Raw genomic sequence first — 17,765 nt, 5'->3', positions numbered from 1 at the left:
AGAACGAGGCCGAGCAGGTTGCTCATCCGCCACGTCGTCGTGATGTGCCGGTCGAGGCTGTGGCTCTTGTACTGGGTCAGGACGCGATGCGCAGGTAGTCCGCGTTCACCAGGTTGGACAGCACGAAGTCAATCAGGCGGTACAGCCCACCGAAGGGGACGGCGGGCTTCGCCCGGTCCGCGGTCAGCGGCGCCAGCCGCCGTCCGGCACCCCCGGCCAGCACCAGACCGAGGACCAGCGGGCTCGGCACAGACAGGCTCCCGTCTTCCGGCTCGATCTCCGAACGACCGGCGGGGCCGGACACCACGTCACGATGCGGGAAGCCCCGCCGAAATGGGCCGATGACGACGCCGATCGCCTGGTTCCGACCCTACAAGCCTGGCGGGCGGACACGGGCGGAGTGAGCGGTGGTTGCTGGGTAGCCAGCCGTATGTTGCGTGAACCCCACCGGTTGTTCATCCGGTGGGCCGAGGGCGGACGGCAGCCCGAGGGCGGGCGGCCCGGCAGCCGGCGGCCCCGGCAGCCGGCGGCCGTCAGACGTTGAAGCCGAGCGCGCGCAGCTGCTCGCGACCGTCGTCGGTGATCTTGTCCGGTCCCCACGGCGGCATCCAGACCCAGTTGATGGTCACATCCGCGGCCAGCCCGTCCGGGCCATCGACCAGGGCGAAGCGGGTCTGGTCCTCGATGACGTCGGTGAGCGGGCAGGCCGCCGAGGTCAGCGTCATGTCGAGGGTGACGGTGTTGTCGTCGGCGACGTGGATGCCGTAGACGAGGCCGAGGTCGACGACGTTGATGCCGAGCTCGGGGTCGACGACGTCGCGCATCGCCTCCTCGATGTCCTCGAAGCTGGCGAGCTCCGGCGGGGCGCCCGGTCCCGTCGGGTCCGGGTCCAGCAGCGGCTTCGGGACCCCGGCGGGCTGGTCCGCCGCCTCGGCGGTTTCTCCCGTCTCGGTCGAGCGCGTCTCGGTCACCGTCTCGCTCATGGCTTCTCCTGCTCGGGTACGTCGAGGGGGGCGACGCGGGGGAACGCGACAGAGGTGGATGCGGCGGCACCGGCACCGGCGACGCTCGGATCCATCGCCTTGGCGGTCGCGTCCTTCCAGGCCATCCAGGACAGCAGGGCACATTTCACCCGGGCGGGGTACTTGGAGACGCCGGCGAACGCCACGGCGTCCTCCAGCACGTCCTCGTCACCCTCGACGGTGCCCCGCGACTGCATCAGCGCCAGGAACTCGCGTTCGAGCTTCAGCGCCGCGTCGACCGGCTTGCCGATCACGAGATCACTCATGACGCTCGCCGACGCCTGACTGATCGAACAGCCCTCGCTCTCGTAGGAGACATCCTCGACGACCCCGTCCGAGACCTTCACCCGCAGGGTCACCTCGTCGCCGCAGGTCGGGTTGACGTGGTGCACCTCGGCGTCGAAGGGATCCCGCAGCCCCCGGTGGAGCGGGTTGCGGTAGTGGTCCAGGATGATCTCCTGGTACATGGAGTCGAGTTTCACCTCAGAAAGAACCTCCGGACCCCGTGCAGTCCTTCCACCAGGGCGTCGACCTCACCGGTCGTCGTGTAAAGGTGGAACGACGCGCGGGTCGTCGCAGGTACCCCGAACCGCAGGCAGACCGGCCGGGCGCAGTGGTGCCCGACCCGCACGGCGATGCCGCGCTCGTCGAGGATCTGTCCGACGTCGTGGGGATGGATCGGCCGGCCGTCGTCCTCGTGCAGCACGAAGGAGATCGCCCCGCCGCGGGCGTCCGCCGTCGGCGGACCGATGATCCGCAACCCCGGCACCTCGGCGAAGGCGTCCAGCGCGTAGGCCGTCACCGCGTGCTCGTGCTCGGCGACGGCCGGCATGCCGAGCGCGGTCAGGTAGTCGACGGCCGCGCCGAGCCCGACCACCTGGGCGATCATCGGGGTGCCGGCCTCGAACCGGTGCGGCGGCGCCGCGTAGGTCGAGCCCTCCATGGTGACAAGTTCGATCATCTCGCCGCCGCCGAGGAAGGGCGGCATGACCTCGAGCAGCTCGTAGCGCCCCCAGAGCACCCCGACCCCGGTGGGCGCGCACATCTTGTGCCCGGTGAAGGCCAGGAAGTCCACCCCGAGATCGGTGACGTCGACCGGGTTGTGCGGCACCGACTGGGAGCCGTCCAGCACGGTCAGCGCGCCGACCTCGCGGGCCCGCGCCACCACCTGCGCGACCGGGTTGATCGTGCCGAGAATGTTCGACTGGTGGACGAAGGCGACGACCTTCGCCCGCTCGGTGATGATCGAATCGAGGTTGCTCAGGTCAAGCCGGCCGTCGTCGGTCAGCCCGATCCAGCGCAGCGTCGCCCCGGTGCGCCGGGCCAGCATCTGCCACGGCACGAGGTTGGAGTGATGCTCCATCTCGGTGACGACGATCTCATCACCCGGGCCGACCCGGAACCGCTCCGCCTCGGCGCCGGCGGCCCCGGCGTTGCTCATCGCGTAGGCGACGAGGTTCAGCGCCTCCGAGGAGTTCTTGGTGAACACCACCTCCCGGCGGTCGCCCGCCCCGATGAAGGCGGCGACCTTGTCCCGGGAGGCCTCGTACAGCCCGGTGGCCTCCTCGGCCAGCACGTGGAGGCCGCGGTGCACGTTGGCGTTGTGCAGCTCGTAGTAGGTCCGCTCGGCGTCGAGCACCGCCAACGGCTTCTGCGAGGTGGCGGCGCTGTCGAGGTAGACCAGCGGCCGGTCGTCGTGCACCGTGCGGGCCAGGGCGGGGAAGTCCCGGCGGACCTGCTCGACGTCGAACCCGCCAACGAGCCGGGGTCCGGGCCCCAGGCGCACGGCCGCGTCGGTCAGCGTCATGACACCGCTCCCGCGCCGGTCGGCGTGGCCGCGCCGCCACCCTTGGCGTAGCGGTCGTAGCCGGACTCCTCCAGCACGGCGGCCAGTTCCGGGCCGCCCTCGTCGACGATCCGCCCCGCCGCCATGACGTGGACGAACTCGGGACGGATGTAGCGCAGGATTCGGGTGTAGTGGGTGATGAGCAGGATGCCCGTCTCCCCCTGGGCCCGCACCGACTCGATGCCTCCGGAGACGATGCGCAGCGCGTCGACGTCGAGGCCGGAGTCGGTCTCGTCCAGCACGGCGATCCTCGGCTTGAGCAACGCCATCTGCAGGATCTCGTGACGCTTCTTCTCGCCGCCGGAGAAGCCCTCGTTGACGTTGCGCTCGGCGAACGCCGGGTCCATCTCGAGCGCAGCCATGGAGGTCTTGACCTCCTTGACCCAGGTCCGCAGCTTCGGCGCCTCGCCGCGCACGGCCGTGACCGAGGAGCGCAGGAAGTTCGACACCGAGACCCCGGGGATCTCCACCGGGTACTGCATCGCCAGGAAGATCCCGGCCCGGGCCCGGGCGTCGACGCTCATCGCGAGGACGTCCTCGCCGTCGAGCGTGATGCTGCCCTCGGTGACCGTGTACTTGGGATGGCCCGCGATCGCATAGGACAGCGTCGACTTGCCCGACCCGTTCGGCCCCATGATCGCGTGCGTCTCGCCCTTGCGGACGGTCAGATCCACCCCGCGCAGGATCTCGCGCGTGCCCTCGCCGTCCGTCTCCACCGAGACATGCAGATTGCGGATCTCCAGTGTGGACACCGCTGCCGTCACCCTCGTTCCGGGTTCGAATGTGTAACGTTTGGATGGGTAACGTCGACGAGCACGTCGTCGCCGTCGACGGTCACTGCGTACGTGGGCACCGGCTCAATCGCCGGCAGGCTCAGCGGGACGCCGCTGGCCAGGTCGAACTGGGACCCGTGCAGCCAGCACTCGATCTTGCCGTCCTCGGCTTCGCCCTGGGAGAGCATCACGTCGGCGTGCGAGCACTCGTCGCGCACGGCGTAGACCGCCCCGCCCGACCGCACCACGCACACCGGCACACCCTCGATCTCGGTGCCGATCGCGCTGCCCTCGGCGAGGTCCGCGGCGGCACACACCCGGTGCCACCGCGGGGCGACCGAGGAGCCGCCCGCGGCAGAACCGCCGGTCGCGGTCGTCATCCGCCCACCTCCGCCGACAGCTCGCCGGCGACCTTGGTCATGATGCGCTCCCGCAGCTCCGGCACGTCGATCCGGTCGATGATCTCGGCGAAGAAGCCGTGCACCACGAGCCGGCGGGCCTCCTCGGGCGAGATCCCCCGCGACTGCAGGTAGAACAGCGCCTCGTCATCGAACCGGCCGGTGGCGCTGGCGTGACCGGCACCGGCGACCTCACCGGTGAGGATCTCCAGGTTCGGGACCGAGTCGGCCCGCGCGCCGTCGGTGAGCACGAGATTGCGGTTGAGCTCGTAGGTGTCCGTGCCCACGGCGTCGGCGCCGATGAGGACGTCGCCGATCCACACCGCGCGGGCGGCGTCCCCGCGCAGCGCGCCCTTGTAGGTGACCCGGCTGCGGCAGGAACGCGGCTCGTGCGTGACGAGCAGCCGGTGCTCCTGGTGCTGGCCGGCGTCGGTGAAGAACACGCCGTAGAGCTCGGCGTCGCCGCCGGGCCCGCGGTAGTCCACGGTCGGGTTGAGGCGCACCAGGTCACCGCCGAGGGTGATGGTGAACGAGCGCAGCCGGGCGTCGCGCCCCAGCGAGTAGGCGTGCGCGCCGAGGTGCACGGCGTCGTCGTCCCAGTCCTGCAGGGTGATGAAGGTGAGCGAGGCGCCGTGCCCCACGTACACCTCGACGTTGCCGGCGTAGGTGGCGCTGCCGGTATGGTCGAGCACCACGGTGGCCGACGCGAACGGGCCCACCTCGACGAGGACGTGACCGTAGGCCACCCCGCCCGGGGAGCCGCGCCGCCCGCCGTCGCCGCTCGTCGCGACGAACCCGGCCGGGGACCTGGGGCTCTCACCGTGCAGGTGCACGACCACCGGCTCGGTGAGCGCGGCCTCGGCCGGGACGGTGACGGCGAGCGCGCCCGCCGACCGGGTCAGGGCGAAGGCAGCCACCCGGTCGGCCGGGGTCAGCACCCGGCCGATCCGGGCGTCGCCGACGGCGAGCTGCTCCACCTCGACCCCCGCGGGCGCCGTGACCGACACGGAGACCTTGCCGTCGACCTCGGGGCCGGTCGGCAGTCCGCGCAGCCGGCGCAGCGGGGTGAACCGCCACGCCTCCTCGCGTCCGGTGGGCACAGCGTGGTCGAGCGGGTTACGGGACCGTACGGGACGGGGTACGGCACCGGAGGCGGCCGGGGGCCGACCGGTGGCGTCGATGACGACCATCAGCCGACCGCACCTTCCATCTGCAGCTCGATGAGGCGGTTGAGCTCGAGGGCATACTCCATGGGCAACTCCCGGGCGATCGGCTCGACGAAGCCGCGCACGACCATCGCCATCGCCTCTTCCTCGGACAGGCCCCGGCTCATCAGGTAGAACAGCTGGTCCTCGCCGACCTTGGAGACGCTCGCCTCGTGCCCGATGGAGGCGTCGTCCTCTCGCACGTCGACGTAGGGGTAGGTGTCCGAGCGGCTCACCGTGTCGACGAGCAACGCGTCGCACTTGACCGTCGACCGGGAGGCCGACGAGCCCTCGTTGATCTGGACGAGCCCGCGGTAGGACGTCCGCCCGCCGCCGCGGGCCACCGACTTGGAGACGATCGTCGAGGAGGTGCGGGGCGCGGCGTGCACCATCTTCGCGCCCGCGTCCTGGTGCTGACCGGCACCGGCGAAGGCGATGGAGAGCACCTCGCCCTTGGCGTGCTCGCCAAGCAGCCACACGGCCGGGTACTTCATCGTCACCTTGGAACCGATGTTGCCATCGATCCACTCCATGGTGCCGCCCTCGTGGCAGGCGGCGCGCTTGGTGACCAGGTTGTAGACGTTGTTCGACCAGTTCTGGATGGTCGTGTACCGGCAGCGCGCGTTCTTCTTCACGACGATCTCGACGACCGCCGAGTGCAACGAGTCCGACGAGTAGACCGGCGCCGTGCAGCCCTCGACGTAGTGCACGTAGGCGCCCTCGTCGACGATGATCAGCGTCCGCTCGAACTGGCCCATGTTCTCGGTGTTGATCCGGAAGTAGGCCTGCAGCGGGATCTCGACCTGCACGCCCGGCGGCACGTAGATGAAGGATCCGCCCGACCACACCGCCGTGTTCAGCGCGGCGAACTTGTTGTCCCCGACCGGGATCACCGAGCCGAAGTACTCCTGGAACAGCTCCGGGTGCTCACGCAGCCCGGAGTCGGTGTCCAGGAAGATGACACCCTGCTCCTCGAGGTCCTCCCGGATCTTGTGGTAAACGACCTCGGACTCGTACTGTGCGGCGACCCCGGCGATGAGGCGCTGCTTCTCCGCCTCGGGGATGCCGAGGCGGTCGTAGGTCGCCCGGATGTCCTCGGGCAGGTCCTCCCACTCCTCGGCCTGCTTCTCGGTGGAGCGGACGAAGTACTTGATGTTGTCGAAGTCGATGCCCGACAGGTCGGCACCCCAGGTCGGCATGGGCTTGCGCTCAAACAGCCGCAGCCCCTTGAGGCGCAGGTCGGTCATCCACGACGGCTCGGACTTCTTGGCCGAGATGCCGCGGACAACCGCCTCGGACAGGCCGCGTTCCACGTCGGCGGCGTAGGCGTCGGTGTCAGCCCATCCGAACCGATAGGAACCAAGGCCTTCCAGGGCGGTCTCGGCAGAGGTGGTCATAGGGCGGAACCCTCCGAAGACGAGAATGGTGGACAGGCCAGGGACGCGGGCCGGGCCGGGCCGGATCCGGCCACGGCGGAATCGGGCAGCACCCGAGCGGAGCCGTCCTTCCCGGGCCCGGTCTGGTCGGGCCCGGTCCGGTCGGACCGAGCACGCGAAGCCGTGCCGGGCGCCGTGCCCGCGGCGGGGTGGCTCACGGCGGGGTGGTTCGCGGGGATCTGACCCGCGGGGATGTGAGTCGTGCAGACGCCGTCGCCGTGCGCGATCGTCGCCAGGCGCTGCACGTGGGTGTCGAGCACGCGGGCCAGCACCGCGGTCTCGGCGTCGCACAACGCCGGGAAACGCTCCGCGACGAACTGGACCGGGCAGTGGTGCTGGCAGATCTGCAGACCGGTGGGCAGCGCGGAGACGCTCGCGGTGTACCCGGCGGCGGTCATCGCCTCGGCGAGCACCGCCGGACGATCCGCCGGCTCCGCCGCCACGACCGCCTCGCGCACCCGCCGCTCCAGGTCGACGGCGCGGGTGTCGGCGAACTGAGTGACCGCGCTCGCGCCACCCACCTCGGCCAGGAAGCGCAGCGCACCGGCCGCGAGATCGGAGTAGGCGCTGGGACCGGCATGATGGCCGGCCTCGGTGAGCGCGTAACGCCGGGCCGGGCGTCCCCGGCCACGCGGCCCCCGGGACCGGCTCTCCGTGGGCGTGATGATGCCATCCGCGACCATGGCATCGAGATGCCTGCGGATAGCCGCCGGGGAGACCCCGAGCTGACGGGACAGCTCGGCCGCCGTGGCCGAGCCGCCCTCCAGGAGCAGACGCACGACCCGGTCGCGGGTACGGCCGTCCGCCGTCCCGCTCGCCCCGTCGTGGTCGTATTTCACAACACCAGTGTGCCCTATTTCCCGGACGCGGTCGAACCGGGGTCGCCGGAACGACAGCCCAACGAGGCAATCTTCGTCACAGCAATGACGCAGATCACACTCGCCGGACGTGATCACACAACGGATACCCACGGGCCGTACCCGACCGGCGACCACGGGCGGCGGAATGCCAGACTTGCTCCCACTGCCGTACCTGCGCGCCCACCCGGGCGCGCACCCCGGGTCGGCACCCCGGGTCGGCACACCAGCGGGCCGGCGGTCGCGGCACGCGGCCGCGCCCGGCCACCACCGACCCGAAGACGATCTCAGGCGGGAGGCGACGGGCGGATGCGGTCACAACTGTGGCGCGGCGGAGTCCGGCGGGCGCTGCTCTCCCTCGGGCTGACTCTCCTGCTCGCGGCCTCGGCGGCCTGTAGCGGCGACGGGGAGAAAGAGCAACGGGTTGGAGAAGCTGCCGGCCGGCGAGGTCGGCACGCGCACCCTGCAGGCGTTGCGCGCCGCGACCGGCGTCCACGTCGTCGGCACCGAGGCCGACCCGCGCTCGGACGCCCCCGCCCGTTACGACCTGGTGATGTCCGGCACGGTCACCCGTGGCACCATCGACGAGTACGGTCAGCGGACCCAGATCATCAAGATCAAAGACGACACCTACATCCACCGCGGCCGCGCCTACTACGAGGGGATCGGTGACGCCGCGGCCGGAAGCCTCCTCGCCGACCGCTGGGTCCGCCTGGCCCCCGCCGACGCCGCGAAGTACAGCTACTTCACCCTCGACCGGCTCGCCGCGTCACTGACCAGCTGCGTCGTCGACCTGTCCAACCTCGGCTGAGCCGCCGTTCCCGGCACGCCGGGCCCGCCTCACCTCTCCCCTATCTATCTATCCTTCCTTCCCCGCATCCTTCTCCTCACCGTGCACCGCTCCCCTACCATGCGTCCCTTGCCATGCGTCCCTTGCCATGCGTCAGCGGCCCGTGGGCGGGAGGAACGAGATGAGCGTGCCGGCACGCGGATCCCTGGTGGCGGCGGTCGACCAGGGGACCACCGGGACCACGGTCTGCCTGCTCAACCGGGACGGGGTGGTCGTCGGCCGCGGCTACACCGGGATCCGGCCCCGGTTCCCCCGGCCGGGCTGGGTCGAGCAGGATCCGGACGAGCTCTGGCGCAGCGTCGTCGACACCGTCGCCGCGGCGCTGGCCGGCTGCGGTCGCCGGGCCGGGGAGCTCGCCGCCCTCGGCATCACCAACCAGCGCGAGACCACCGTGCTGTGGGACCGGCGGACCTCCGCCCCGGTCCACCCGGCCATCGGGTGGCAGGACCGGCGGACGGCCGCGGTCTGCGAACGCCTCACCGCCGAGGGGCACGCGGGTGCGGTGGGGGAACGCACCGGGCTGGTGCTCGACCCCTACTTCTCCGGTACCAAGATCGGCTGGATCCTAGACGACGACCCCGGGCTGCGCCGGCGCGCCGGCCGGGGGGAGATCGCCTTCGGCACCGTCGATTCCTGGCTGGTCTGGAAGCTGACCGCCGGGACCGCGCACGTCACCGACGTCACGAACGCCTCCCGCACCCTGCTGCTCGACCTCGCCGCCGCGAGCTGGTCCCCGGAGATGCTCGATCTGCTGGGCGTTCCCGCCGAGGTGCTGCCCGCTGTCGCGCCGAGCTCGCGGGTCTACGCCGAGACCGATCCGGACGCCTTCCTCGGCGTGCGGATCCCGGTGGCGGCCGTGATCGGCGACCAGCAGGCCGCTCTGTTCGCCCAGGGCTGCTTCGAACCCGGCCAGGCCAAGAACACCTACGGCACCGGTTCCTTCGTGCTGGTGAACACCGGCTCGGCCCTGCCGGCGCCGCAGTCGACGCTGCTGCGGACCGCGGCGTTCCAGCTCGACGGCGAACCGGTGCGGTACGCGCTGGAGGGGGCGGTCCTGTCCACCGGTGCCGCCGTCGACTGGCTGCGGGACTCCCTGGGGATCATCCGGGATGCCGCCGAGACCGCCGACCTGGCCGCCTCCCTGACCGGCAACGACGGCGTCTACTTCGTCCCGGCGCTCGCCGGCCTCGGCGCCCCTCACTGGGATCCCTGCGCCCGCGGCGCACTGCTCGGGATCACCCGGGGGACCACCCGGGCGCACGTCGTCCGCGCGGTGCTCGAGGGCATCGCCTACCGCACCCGGGACGTCGTCGAGGCGATGGGTGCCGCGGGCTTCCCGGTGCGCGAGCTGCGGGCCGACGGCGGGGCCGCCCGCAACCACTGGCTCATGCAGTTCCAGGCCGACCTGCTCGGCGTCGAGCTCGACGTCCCGGACAACATCGAGACGACCGCGCTCGGTTCGGCCTACCTCGCGGGGCTCGCGACCGGGTTCTTCGCCGACCGCGAGGAGCTCGCCGGGCATCGGCGGAGCGCCGAGCGGTATCGGCCGAGGCTGTCCCGGGCCGAGCGGGACCGGTCCTACCGGCGATGGCTGCGCGCCGTGGACCGGGCCCGGGACTGGGCCAAGGACGCCGACGACGCCGACTGGGACTGACCGGGCCGACGGGACTGACCGGCCGACCGGGCTGACCGGCCGACCGGGCTGACGGGGCTGGCGCGGCCGGAAAAACACTGTCGCGATTCCCGGATTGCGCCCCGCGACCGCGGGACCACGCCAGGGCCACGTTCCCTCGCGGCTTCTTGGTCGAACCGGCTGCCAGACGGACCGAGGCCTGACAATCTGTCACAGGGGGCGGTTGGCGTCTCCTGTCGACCTTGACCCGGACGGAGACCGTGACCGAGGCGGACTACGCCCTGGAGCTCGGCCGCCGGCTTCGCGCGGCGCGCAACCGGCGTGGCTTGTCGCTGCTGGACGTCCAGGAGTGCACGCATGGCCGGTGGACTGCCGGGACCCTGGGCGCCTACGAGCGAGGCTCTCGGACCCTGCGCGTGCATCGACTGGTCGAGCTCGCCGAGCTGTACGACGTTCCCGCGACGCTGCTGGTACCGCCGGCCGCCGATCGCCGCGAGACCGACCATCTGCCGCCGCTGGTCATCGACCTGCGCCGGCTGCGCAAGCTGCCCCCGACCCGCACCGGACCGCTGCGGCGCTGGATCGCCATCGTGCAGGTCCTGCGGTCGGACAGTTCACGCGACGTCCTGCGGCTGCGTCGCTCCGACCTGCAGTCGTTGTCCCGGCTCTACAGCACCACGCCGGCGATGCTGTACGAGCGGCTGGGCGCCTGGGGGGCGTTGGTGGAGCCGGGCGAGCCGGTGGCGGTCGGCGGGCGCCGCCGGGCACTGCCCGTCCGCCCGCCGCAGCAACGGGGCTAGCAACGGGGCTAGCAACGGGGCTGGGTCGCGGCCGCCCGGTGGTGCCCGTTCCACCCGGCCGAAGCCTCGTGCCGGGGGCGGACCGGCCCTCCGCCCGACCCGCGATGTCCGTAGGATCGCAAGGTGGCCGAGATCCTGGCAGTCAGTGTCACGGACCTCGTGAAGACGTATTCCTCGCGGTCCGCTTCCCCGCGTTCCGGTCGTCGTCCTCACGAGTCCGGGCGGCGGACCCACACCGGTCGGGCCGGGCGCGGTCCCGCGGCGTTCTCCACGTCCCCTACGCCCCCCGTGCGCCAGGCGCCCCCAGCGCCGGCGGTGCCGCCGGCGCCTTCCGGCGACGCCGCTCGACCGCCGACGACGCCCGATGGTCGGATACGCGCCGTGGACGGCCTGTCGCTGACCATCCCGACCGGCACAGTCACGGCGCTGCTCGGGCCGAACGGCGCCGGCAAGACGACCACCGTGGAGATCTGCGAGGGATTCCGCCGCGCCGACGCGGGCGAGGTGCGGGTCCTCGGGCTCGACCCCTGGGCGGACGCCGTTGCCCTGCGCCCCCGGGTCGGGGTGATGCTGCAGTCCGGGGGGATGTATCCCGGCGCCCGCGCCGGCGAGATGCTGCGCCTCGTCGCCTCGCACTACCGCCACCCGCTGGATCCCGCGGCGCTGTTGGAGCGGCTCGGGCTGACCGGGTCCGCCGGTACCCCGTTCCGCCGGCTCTCCGGCGGCCAGCAGCAGCGGCTGTCGCTGGCGATGGCCGTGGTCGGCCGCCCGGAGCTGGTCTTCCTCGACGAGCCGACGGCCGGGTTGGACGTCCAGGGCCGGCGGGACACCTGGGAGCTCGTCGAGGAGCTGCGCACGGCCGAGGTCACCGTCGTGCTGACCACCCACGCCATGGACGAGGCCGAACGGCTCGCCGATCAGGTGATCATCGTCGACCACGGCAGGGTGGTGGCGGTCGGCTCCCCCACGGAGCTCACCCGGGGCGGCGCCGAGGGGCAGCTGCGCTTCCGGGCCCCCGCCGGGCTGGATCTCGGCCGGCTGCTGCTCGCGCTGCCCGACGGCACCACCGCGCAGGAGGGCCCGGCTGGGCACTACCTGTTGCAGGGCACGGTGGACCCGCAACTGCTCGCTGCGGTGACCGCCTGGTGCGCGGGTAACGGCATCCTGGCAGAGGATCTCCGGGTCGAACAACGCACGCTGGAGGACGTCTTCGTGGAACTGACCGGATCGGAGCTGCGCTCATGACCGGCGTCCCGCTGCTCGATCTGCGCCCGGCTCCGGCGCCCGCGTCGCGGGCCCGGATGCTGGCGGCACAGACCAGACTCGAGCTGGTACTCACCCTACGGCGCGGCGAGTCCGTCCTGCTCACCCTGATCATCCCGGTCGGTCTGCTGGCCTTCTTCATCGCCGTCGACGTGCTGCCGAGCTCCACCGAGCGGCCGGTGGACTTCCTCGTCCCCGGGGTGCTCGCGCTGGCCGTGATGTCGACCGCCTTCACCGGGCAGGCGATCGCGACGGGCTTCGAACGCTCCTACGGCGTACTCAAACGCCTCGGGGCGACCCCGCTGCCCCGCGCGGTCCTACTCGCCGGCAAGACGTTGGCGGTGCTCGCCGTCGAGGTCATCCAGCTGGTGCTCCTGGTGGCGGTCGGGTTCGCGCTGGGCTGGGACCCGACCGGCGGGCCGGTCGGGGTTCCGGCGGTGCTGGCGCTGCTCGTCCTGGGCACGGCCGCGTTCTCGGGGCTCGGCCTGCTGATGGCCGGAGCCCTGCGGGCCGAGGCGACGCTCGCCGCCGCCAACGGCGTCTACCTGGTGCTGCTGCTGATCGGCGGGGTGGTGTTCCCGCTGTCGAAGCTTCCCGGCTGGCTGCGGGCGGTCGCCGAGGTGCTGCCGACCGCGGCGCTGTCGGACGGGCTGCGGGCCGTCCTCGCCGAGGGCGACGGTCCGGGGGCGCGTACCCTGATCGTGCTCGCGGCCTGGGCGGTGGCGAGTCTGGCGCTCGCCGCCCGCACCTTCCGCTGGGAGTAGAGCCGACACCGGGACCGTCCGGTCACCGGGCACCATCCGGCCGGCAGGCAGGCAGGCAGGCAGGCACCATCCGACCAGCGGAGAAGGATCCGAGCGGCCCGCGCCGGACAGGGCGTTACCATGGCAGTCGTGCCAGCTTCTACAGAGCGTCGGAGTTTGCCGCTGATCAGCCTTCGCGCCTTCCGGCTCCTCACCACGCTCAACGTGGTCCTGCTGTCACTGATCGTGGTGAGTGGCGGCGTGGTCCGCCTGACCGGCTCCGGTCTCGGCTGCCCGACCTGGCCGCAGTGCGGGGACGGCTCGTTCGTGCCGCACTCGGAATACGCCCCGCACGGAGCGATCGAGTTCGGCAACCGGGTCGTCGGCCTGGTGGTCGGCCTCGTGGCGCTGATCACCCCGCTGGTCGCGCTCCGCCTGCGCGGCGGACGGCGGCGCGATCTTCGGCTGCTGTCCTTCGGCCTCTGGGTGGGTTTCCTCGGACAGGCCGTGCTCGGCGGGATCACCGTCCTGACGAAGCTGCACCCGGCGACCGTCGCCGCCCATTTCCTGCTCTCCATGGTCCTGCTGTGGAACGCGGTCCTGCTGGACCACCGGGCCCGCCAGGACGCGGGTGCGGCGACCACCCCGGGGGTCGGTCCCGCGCTGCGGTGGCTGGCGCGCCTGCTGGTGGTCGTCTCGGCGGGGGTGCTCGTCCTCGGCACGGTCGTGACCGGCGCCGGGCCGCACAGCGGTGACAGCGATCATCCGGCCCGCTTCGGGTTCGACCTCGTCAACGTCTCCCAGCTGCACGCCGACGGCGCGATGCTGCTGGTCGGGCTCGTCGCGGCCATGGCGTTCGCGGTGCGGGTCGCCGAGGCTCCCGACGAGGCCAGGAGGACCTCCCTCGCCCTGGTCGGAACCGTCCTCGCGCAGGCCGCGATCGGATTCACCCAGTACTTCCTCGGCGTTCCCGCCCTCCTCGTCGCCCTGCACATGACCGGGGCGACCGTGATGTGGGTCGCCGCGCTGCGGCTCTGGCTCGCCCTGAGCTCCCGGCACCCCCGGCCGGCACCGGGCGCGGCGCCCACGCTCGCGGCGGCCGGCGCCGAGGTCCCCGCGCCCGCCGGGCCGGTCGGGACCACCGCCCCCACCAGCGCCGGCGTCGGCTCCTAGCGGAAGTTTCGCCCCTAGTTTGATCTTGTCTGGATTATTCGCAGCTCATGACCGATGTCGATCTTCCGGAACTGTATGACCTAAGTCCGGGGCGCCCACCTCGCGAGGCCGAAGATCTCGGCGAGTCGGTCCTGGGTGGGAGTGGTCTCGGTGAGCATACGGCGCGCCTTCGGACGGCCCCCGGTCGAGGGGTAGATCATCGCCGTCTCCTCGATCCCGGCGCGCAGGTCGAGCAGGACGCGCACCGAGTGTTCCTGCCCGGCCCGCGCGGCGTGACGGCGCATCAGGTGCGCGACCTGCAACGCGAGCACGCAGGTAAACATGTGGACACGGATCGTGTGATCCGTGTCCAGTGGTGCATCGGGCTGAACGAGACGACATGCGGATCCTTCATCTGGCGGAACGCGAACTCGGCGTCCGACTGCGACCGATAGGCCGCGACCACGTCGCCGACCGGCCAGGCGTCACGATCGGTGACCAGGACCCGCTTCCCGAAGATCTCCTCCTCGAGGGCGGCCCGGGCCTGCGGGTCAACCGTCCAGGTCAGCCGGTGCGCGGCCGGGGTGTCCCCGGTCAGCTTCGTGGTCACGACGCGTCGCACCCACGGGTCCGCGCAGATCGTGTCGATCTCGGCCTGGACCTTCTCCCGGGGCCGGCGGGTCTTCCCCCGGGCCGGCACGCGCGGATGGGTGAACCGGCCGCCAGTTACCGACATACTGACAGTGGTACGCTACTGAGCGTTTATATCGATGCGATCAGTGGTGCCGGCGACACGTCCGTGCCGGCCGCCAGCATTCGCGCGTGGGAGCAGCTCACCTCGGTCGGGTTCAGCGTGACTCTGGTGCCCGGCGGCCACGACATCGCCGTCAGCTCTGGCGACGCGCTGGTGGCCGAGGTCGCCGCCGCCTGTCGACGAGCGCTCCGGGAGAAGGCGTGACAGCTGCAGGCTCGACACGGTGGCCATGAGATCGTCGCCGCCCGGGGTGAGTCAGGAGGCCGCCTTCCCGATGCGGGAGATCGCCGCGGGGTTTCGCGCGACGATTCCCCTGGCGATGGGCGTGGCGGCGTATGGCCTCGCGATGGGCGTGGTCGCCCCGACCCGGGACATCACGCTGGTGCAGTTGCTGATCATGGACGCGGTCGTCCTCGCGGGATCCGCGCAGATCGTCGTCGTTGGGTTGTGGGGAATACCTGTACCGCTGGCGGCGATCCTGGCGAGCACCTTGATCATCAATCTGCGCTACATCCTGCTGTGCGCGTCGCTGCGCGAAGTGTTCGTCGGGCGGCCACTGTGGCAGAAGCTGCTGGGGATCCACCTCGTCGCGGACGAGAACTGGGCCGTCACGCTGGCCGAGGGGCGCCGGCGGGGGCGGGCGGCGCCGCCGGGTTTCCTGCTGGGCGGCGGCCTGGCGATCCTGGTGTTCTGGCTGGTCGGTAGCGGCGCCGGGTACCTGCTCGGCGGGCGGATTCCGGCACCGGAGCGCTTCGGCTTCGACTTCGCGTTCACCACGGCCTTCATCGCGTTGACGCGCGGCTTCTGGCGGGGGCGCGCGGATGTCGTGCCGTGGCTTGCGGCCGGGGTGGCCGCGGTCGTGAGCTGGCGGCTGCTCGGCGGCACCTGGTACATCATGATCGGCGCCCTTGTCGGCGCGGCCGCCGCCGCCCGGCGCGGCCCCGAACCGGACCCGCAGATGGTATCAGAGGGGGACGCGCCCGGTGAGTCACCCGGGACGGCGCCCGGCGTGGCGGCACCTGTGCAGGCAATCGGCCCGAAGGCAGTCGGTCCACGGGCAGTTGGTCCGCTGGCGGTCAACTCGCATGGCAATCGGCCCGGAGGAAACGAATGTGGAGCGCTGAGGCCGTCCTCGCCGTCGCCGGCATGGCGATGATCACCTACTCGCTTCGAGTCGGCGGCCTGCTGGCGGCCGACTGGCTGCCGAGCGAGGGCCCGTGGGCTCGCGCGATCGGGGCGCTGCCCGGGACGGTCCTGGTGGCCGTGGTGGTGCCGGCGGTGATCGCGGAGGGCTGGGCGGGCGCGGCCACCGCCGGCGTCGCGTACCGCACCCGTAATTTGTTGGCGTCGATGGTCGTCGGTGTCGCGCTGATTGTTCTGGGTCGACGGCTGGGTCTGGCATGATGGTTGGTCGGGAAACGGGTGGGAGCAGCGGACATCTGCGTACCGATCTTCTGCTGGCGCCGGCGTCGGCGCTGGCCCGTCCCGACCTGCTCGCCGCGCCGACCGCCGCGCTACTCGACACCTGGTCGCAGGCCGGGCGAGGGGACGAGATCGAGGTCGCCGAGATCGATCCCGAGCTGTCCGACACCGCGGCCTTCTGCGTGCACTATGGGGTGGACCCGGCCGAGACGGCGAACTGCGTGGTCGTCGCGGGCCGGCGGGGCGGTGTCACCATGCTCGCGGCCTGCGTTGTGTTCGCCGTCTCCCGGGCTGACGTCAACGGCCTGGTCCGGCGGCATCTGGACGCCCGCAAGGTCTCGTTCGTGCCGATGGACACGGCCGTCACCGAAACCGGCATGGAGTATGGGGGCATCACCCCGGTCGGGCTTCCCGCGGAATGGCCGATCCTGATCGACCGGGCAGTGGCCGAGCACCCGCGCGTCGTGGTCGGCTCCGGGGTGCGCATCTCCAAGCTGTGGCTGCCCGGCAGGGTCCTGGCCGCGCTGCCCGGAGCCCGGGTGCTCGACGGCCTCGGAACGTAGCCGCCCGCACGCCTGCGGCCCGCCGGAAAAACAGTGCCCCGTCCTGATCCCGGTGTCACCGGGCGGGACGGGGCGGGTTCGGTGGGGCCGGTCGGTGGGGTCGATCGGTGGGGCCGGGCGAGATCAGACGAGAGCGGTGACGGCGATCGCCACGAACAGCAGGGTCAGATACGTGATCGACATGTGGAACAGGCGCATCGGCCTCGGGTCCTCGCCGTGCCGGGCCCGGCGGGCGACCCGGTGCGACTCGACCAGGAACCAGGCGCCCACCGCGACGGCGGCGACGAGGTAGACCGGGCCGGTGGAGGCGACGGGAGCGACCGCGAGCGAGGCGGCGACCATCGCGTAGGCGTAGCCCAGCATCCGCCGGGTGACGACCTGGACGGAGGCGACGACCGGCAGCATGGGGACGCCTGCCGCGGCGTAGTCGTCGCGGAACTTCATCGCCAGCGCCCAGAAGTGCGGCGGGGTCCAGAAAAAGACGACGGCGAACAGCAGCACCGCGGCCCAGCCGACGGTCCCCGTGACCGCCGACCATCCGATCAGGACGGGGAAGCAGCCGGCCGCGCCCCCGATGACGATGTTCGACGGGGTGCGGCGCTTCAGCCCGAGGGTGTAGACGAAGACGTAGAAGGCGATCGCCCCGTCCGCCAGCAGCGCGGAGGGCCAGTTGACCAGGAAACCGAAGAGCAGTGTCGAGACGATCCCGATCACGATGCCGAAGGTCAGCGCCTCCGTGGGCGTGACGGTCGCCCGCACGAGCGGACGGCGCTTCGTGCGGCCCATCATCTGATCGATGTCACGATCGACATAACAGTTGATCGTGTTCGCGCTGCCGGCGGCGAGGGTTCCCGCCACCAGGGTCACGGCGATCAGCCAGAGCGACGGCATGCCCCGTTCGGCGAGCATCATGACCGGGACGGTGGTGATGAGCAGCAGTTCGACCACGCGCAGCTTCATCAGGGCGACATAGCCGCGGGCCTTCGCCGACACGGCCGCCCAGCCCCCACGGGTCGCGTGCCCGGCGCCCGGGAGCCCGTCGGCGGGC

At 71.8% G+C, this 17,765-nt stretch carries 21 protein-coding genes and 1 pseudogene; 10 read left to right on the top strand and 12 right to left on the bottom strand.

The window, feature by feature from the left end:
- The 9 genes and pseudogenes from AC08OT_RS11200 to AC08OT_RS11160 all read right to left on the bottom strand — a co-directional run.
- A pseudogene (locus AC08OT_RS11200) lies at positions 1-250 on the bottom strand (sugar phosphate nucleotidyltransferase); the annotation flags it as partial.
- Between the two features lie 283 nt (positions 251-533).
- Positions 534-983 (bottom strand): metal-sulfur cluster assembly factor, encoded by a 450-nt coding sequence (locus tag AC08OT_RS11195; protein WP_476592855.1) that lies wholly within the window; start codon positions 981-983, stop codon positions 534-536.
- Positions 980-1,504 (bottom strand): Fe-S cluster assembly sulfur transfer protein SufU, encoded by a 525-nt coding sequence (gene sufU, locus AC08OT_RS11190; RefSeq protein ID WP_462186244.1) that lies wholly within the window; start codon positions 1,502-1,504, stop codon positions 980-982. Before sufU ends, AC08OT_RS11195 begins: the two co-directional genes overlap by 4 nt.
- On the bottom strand, positions 1,501-2,829 hold the full coding sequence (locus AC08OT_RS11185; protein WP_462186243.1) for a cysteine desulfurase: 1,329 nt from the start codon (positions 2,827-2,829) through the stop codon (positions 1,501-1,503). Before AC08OT_RS11185 ends, sufU begins: the two co-directional genes overlap by 4 nt.
- Entirely contained in the window at positions 2,826-3,632 is an 807-nt protein-coding gene (gene sufC / locus AC08OT_RS11180; RefSeq protein WP_476592854.1) for a Fe-S cluster assembly ATPase SufC, read from the bottom strand. The genes AC08OT_RS11185 and sufC overlap by 4 nt, the downstream gene beginning before the upstream one ends.
- Entirely contained in the window at positions 3,629-4,021 is a 393-nt protein-coding gene (locus tag AC08OT_RS11175; RefSeq protein WP_462186241.1) for a non-heme iron oxygenase ferredoxin subunit, read from the bottom strand. The genes sufC and AC08OT_RS11175 overlap by 4 nt, the downstream gene beginning before the upstream one ends.
- Positions 4,018-5,229, bottom strand: coding sequence for a Fe-S cluster assembly protein SufD (gene sufD / locus AC08OT_RS11170; RefSeq protein WP_476592853.1), 1,212 nt, complete (start codon positions 5,227-5,229; stop codon positions 4,018-4,020). The genes AC08OT_RS11175 and sufD overlap by 4 nt, the downstream gene beginning before the upstream one ends.
- Positions 5,229-6,641, bottom strand: coding sequence for a Fe-S cluster assembly protein SufB (gene sufB, locus AC08OT_RS11165; protein ID WP_462186239.1), 1,413 nt, complete (start codon positions 6,639-6,641; stop codon positions 5,229-5,231). The genes sufD and sufB overlap by 1 nt, the downstream gene beginning before the upstream one ends.
- The gene (locus tag AC08OT_RS11160; protein WP_476592852.1) at positions 6,638-7,519 is read right to left on the bottom strand and encodes a helix-turn-helix transcriptional regulator; all 882 of its coding nucleotides are present in this window, start codon (positions 7,517-7,519) and stop codon (positions 6,638-6,640) included. The genes sufB and AC08OT_RS11160 overlap by 4 nt, the downstream gene beginning before the upstream one ends.
- 442 nt (positions 7,520-7,961) lie before the next feature.
- Between AC08OT_RS11160 and AC08OT_RS11155 the strand changes: the two genes are divergently transcribed.
- From AC08OT_RS11155 to AC08OT_RS11130, 6 genes are all read left to right on the top strand, one after another.
- Positions 7,962-8,348, top strand: coding sequence for a hypothetical protein (locus AC08OT_RS11155; protein WP_476592851.1), 387 nt, complete (start codon positions 7,962-7,964; stop codon positions 8,346-8,348).
- A gap of 160 nt (positions 8,349-8,508) precedes the next feature.
- Positions 8,509-10,041 carry a glycerol kinase GlpK gene (glpK, locus tag AC08OT_RS11150; protein ID WP_476595740.1) on the top strand — a complete coding sequence of 511 codons (1,533 nt, stop codon included), beginning with the start codon at positions 8,509-8,511 and terminating at the stop codon, positions 10,039-10,041.
- A 239-nt stretch (positions 10,042-10,280) separates the two neighbouring features.
- Entirely contained in the window at positions 10,281-10,820 is a 540-nt protein-coding gene (locus tag AC08OT_RS11145) for a helix-turn-helix domain-containing protein (RefSeq protein ID WP_476592856.1), read from the top strand.
- A 123-nt stretch (positions 10,821-10,943) separates the two neighbouring features.
- Positions 10,944-12,065 carry an ABC transporter ATP-binding protein gene (locus AC08OT_RS11140; RefSeq protein ID WP_476592849.1) on the top strand — a complete coding sequence of 374 codons (1,122 nt, stop codon included), beginning with the start codon at positions 10,944-10,946 and terminating at the stop codon, positions 12,063-12,065.
- The gene (locus tag AC08OT_RS11135; RefSeq protein ID WP_462186234.1) at positions 12,062-12,847 is read left to right on the top strand and encodes an ABC transporter permease; all 786 of its coding nucleotides are present in this window, start codon (positions 12,062-12,064) and stop codon (positions 12,845-12,847) included. The genes AC08OT_RS11140 and AC08OT_RS11135 overlap by 4 nt, the downstream gene beginning before the upstream one ends.
- Before the next feature lie 120 nt (positions 12,848-12,967).
- Positions 12,968-13,999: a COX15/CtaA family protein gene (locus AC08OT_RS11130; protein WP_476592847.1), complete on the top strand. Its 1,032-nt coding sequence runs from the start codon at positions 12,968-12,970 to the stop codon at positions 13,997-13,999.
- A gap of 80 nt (positions 14,000-14,079) precedes the next feature.
- Here the strand turns inward: AC08OT_RS11130 and AC08OT_RS11125 are convergent, their stop codons facing one another.
- Both AC08OT_RS11125 and AC08OT_RS11120 read right to left on the bottom strand, forming a co-directional pair.
- Positions 14,080-14,301: a hypothetical protein gene (locus tag AC08OT_RS11125; protein WP_476602793.1), complete on the bottom strand. Its 222-nt coding sequence runs from the start codon at positions 14,299-14,301 to the stop codon at positions 14,080-14,082.
- Entirely contained in the window at positions 14,283-14,714 is a 432-nt protein-coding gene (locus tag AC08OT_RS11120; protein ID WP_476592845.1) for a hypothetical protein, read from the bottom strand. The genes AC08OT_RS11125 and AC08OT_RS11120 overlap by 19 nt, the downstream gene beginning before the upstream one ends.
- Positions 14,715-14,777: 63 nt before the next feature.
- Here AC08OT_RS11120 and AC08OT_RS11115 point away from each other — a divergent pair, with 63 nt between their 5' ends.
- Genes AC08OT_RS11115 through AC08OT_RS11100 form a run of 4 tightly spaced genes read left to right on the top strand, consistent with a single transcriptional unit; the run spans position 14,778 to position 16,717 of the window.
- On the top strand, positions 14,778-14,936 hold the full coding sequence (locus AC08OT_RS11115) for a hypothetical protein (protein WP_462189186.1): 159 nt from the start codon (positions 14,778-14,780) through the stop codon (positions 14,934-14,936).
- A 25-nt stretch (positions 14,937-14,961) separates the two neighbouring features.
- Positions 14,962-15,888 (top strand): AzlC family ABC transporter permease, encoded by a 927-nt coding sequence (locus AC08OT_RS11110; protein ID WP_476602794.1) that lies wholly within the window; start codon positions 14,962-14,964, stop codon positions 15,886-15,888.
- Positions 15,843-16,136, top strand: a complete 294-nt coding sequence (locus AC08OT_RS11105) for an AzlD domain-containing protein (RefSeq protein WP_476592843.1) — start codon at positions 15,843-15,845, stop codon at positions 16,134-16,136. Before AC08OT_RS11110 ends, AC08OT_RS11105 begins: the two co-directional genes overlap by 46 nt.
- Complete coding sequence (locus AC08OT_RS11100) at positions 16,136-16,717, top strand: YbaK/EbsC family protein (RefSeq protein WP_476592842.1); 582 nt, start codon at positions 16,136-16,138, stop codon at positions 16,715-16,717. Before AC08OT_RS11105 ends, AC08OT_RS11100 begins: the two co-directional genes overlap by 1 nt.
- Positions 16,718-16,840: 123 nt before the next feature.
- Here AC08OT_RS11100 and AC08OT_RS11095 read toward each other — a convergent pair.
- A partial coding sequence (locus AC08OT_RS11095) for a heme o synthase (RefSeq protein WP_476602792.1) occupies positions 16,841-17,765 on the bottom strand: 925 nt, incomplete at its 5' end.

The sequence above is a fragment of the Frankia sp. CgJB1 genome (genome assembly GCF_977947065.1).
The sequence above is the reverse complement of the archived record's forward strand: the minus strand, read 5'-3'. Positions and strand labels throughout refer to the sequence as shown.

Excerpts from the sequence above, each read along its gene's own strand:
- sufD (WP_476592853.1), bottom strand. The coding sequence starts at position 5,229 with ATGGTCGTCATCGACGCCACCGGTCGGCCCCCGGCCGCCTCCGGTGCC.
- sufB (WP_462186239.1), bottom strand. The coding sequence starts at position 6,641 with ATGACCACCTCTGCCGAGACCGCCCTGGAAGGCCTTGGTTCCTATCGG.
- AC08OT_RS11105 (WP_476592843.1), top strand. The coding sequence starts at position 15,843 with ATGTGGAGCGCTGAGGCCGTCCTCGCCGTCGCCGGCATGGCGATGATC.
- AC08OT_RS11130 (WP_476592847.1), top strand. The coding sequence starts at position 12,968 with ATGGCAGTCGTGCCAGCTTCTACAGAGCGTCGGAGTTTGCCGCTGATC.
- AC08OT_RS11185 (WP_462186243.1), bottom strand. The coding sequence starts at position 2,829 with ATGACGCTGACCGACGCGGCCGTGCGCCTGGGGCCCGGACCCCGGCTC.
- AC08OT_RS11175 (WP_462186241.1), bottom strand. The coding sequence starts at position 4,021 with ATGACGACCGCGACCGGCGGTTCTGCCGCGGGCGGCTCCTCGGTCGCC.
- AC08OT_RS11120 (WP_476592845.1), bottom strand. The coding sequence starts at position 14,714 with ATGTCGGTAACTGGCGGCCGGTTCACCCATCCGCGCGTGCCGGCCCGG.
- AC08OT_RS11110 (WP_476602794.1), top strand. The coding sequence starts at position 14,962 with ATGAGATCGTCGCCGCCCGGGGTGAGTCAGGAGGCCGCCTTCCCGATG.
- AC08OT_RS11135 (WP_462186234.1), top strand. The coding sequence starts at position 12,062 with ATGACCGGCGTCCCGCTGCTCGATCTGCGCCCGGCTCCGGCGCCCGCG.
- glpK (WP_476595740.1), top strand. The coding sequence starts at position 8,509 with ATGAGCGTGCCGGCACGCGGATCCCTGGTGGCGGCGGTCGACCAGGGG.
- AC08OT_RS11100 (WP_476592842.1), top strand. The coding sequence starts at position 16,136 with ATGGTTGGTCGGGAAACGGGTGGGAGCAGCGGACATCTGCGTACCGAT.
- AC08OT_RS11195 (WP_476592855.1), bottom strand. The coding sequence starts at position 983 with ATGAGCGAGACGGTGACCGAGACGCGCTCGACCGAGACGGGAGAAACC.